Source organism: Streptococcus sp. GMD4S, from assembly GCF_000296955.1.
Window position 1 is genome coordinate 1 of the sequence record NZ_AJRE01000268.1, and the last position, 1,068, is coordinate 1,068.

At 40.1% G+C, this 1,068-nt stretch carries 1 protein-coding gene; it reads left to right on the forward strand.

The window, feature by feature from the left end; translation table 11 throughout:
* The first annotated feature begins 140 nt into the window (after positions 1-140).
* Complete coding sequence (gene srtB, locus GMD4S_RS09265) at positions 141-1,013, forward strand: class B sortase (protein WP_000858433.1); 873 nt, start codon at positions 141-143, stop codon at positions 1,011-1,013.
* Positions 1,014-1,068: the final 55 nt, after the last annotated feature.

Below are 1,068 nucleotides of genomic sequence, written 5' to 3' on the forward strand. Positions count from 1 at the left end.
TCTATTTGATCTTGCGTCGTAGAAGAGAAGCAAAGGAAGAAGGAGCAGATACCATTACTGACTAAACTACCAATAAAAGAGAAAGGGACAGCCTCTCTTGCTCTTTTATTTTCAAGGCTAGAAAGGAGAAAGAAGGAAATATGAAAACAAGTACAAGTCACAAAACCATAAAGGTCATTCTATCCCTCTTTCTAGCTTTTTTCTGTCTTTATGCAGCTGATAGAGTTCTTGCGAGTGACTACGATCATTATAATCCCATTGAAAAGGATGCCAGCAGTACGGGCTTTGAAACCTTGCAGCACCTGAACAAGGAAGTCTGTGGTTGGATTAGCCTCGATGGGACCAAGGTAGACTATCCCCTCTTGCAGAGTCAGGACAATGTCAAATACCTTGATCGCAATGCTTTTGGCGATTATACTGTGTCAGGCTCTATATTCCTAGACTATCGTTTTAACCCCAACTTTACCGACTTTAACACCATCATTTATGGTCACTCCATGGCTTCTGGAGCTATGTTTGGGGAGATTCAAAAATTTGCGGATCAAGATTTTTTTGAAAAGCATCGCTATGGTTCTATCTACTACAATGGTCGTGAACGTGGTCTGGAGATATTTGGGATTTTAGAAGTGGATGCCTATGACACGGAGATTTACCGGACTTTGAGTTCCAACGATGAGGAACACCAGGCTTACTATCAATATCTGCTAAGTAAATCCAAGTACAAGCGAGATGTTTCCTTGACCTCAACGGACAAGATTGTTTTGTTAAGCACCTGTTTCCTTAACATTACCAACGGACGGCATATCCTCTTAGCTAAAATAACGGATGCACCACTAAAAGCATCCCAGGATAAAAGTGGGGAAGCAGTAGGAACACGCTATTTTGACCAAGGGCTACCAACGCATTGGATTTATATCCTTGCCTTTCTTCTCTTGATTATTGTTATTTTACTCCTTGTCGTTATCATCCTAATCATAAGACGAGATAGAAAGACAAAAGAACAAAAGAAATAGTAGACGTCGGAAGCGTTTACTATTTTTTTCTTTCATGATAGAATAGATAGTGAAA

Coding starts and splice junctions, on each gene's coding strand:
- srtB (WP_000858433.1), top strand. CDS start 141: ATGAAAACAAGTACAAGTCACAAAACCATAAAGGTCATTCTATCCCTC.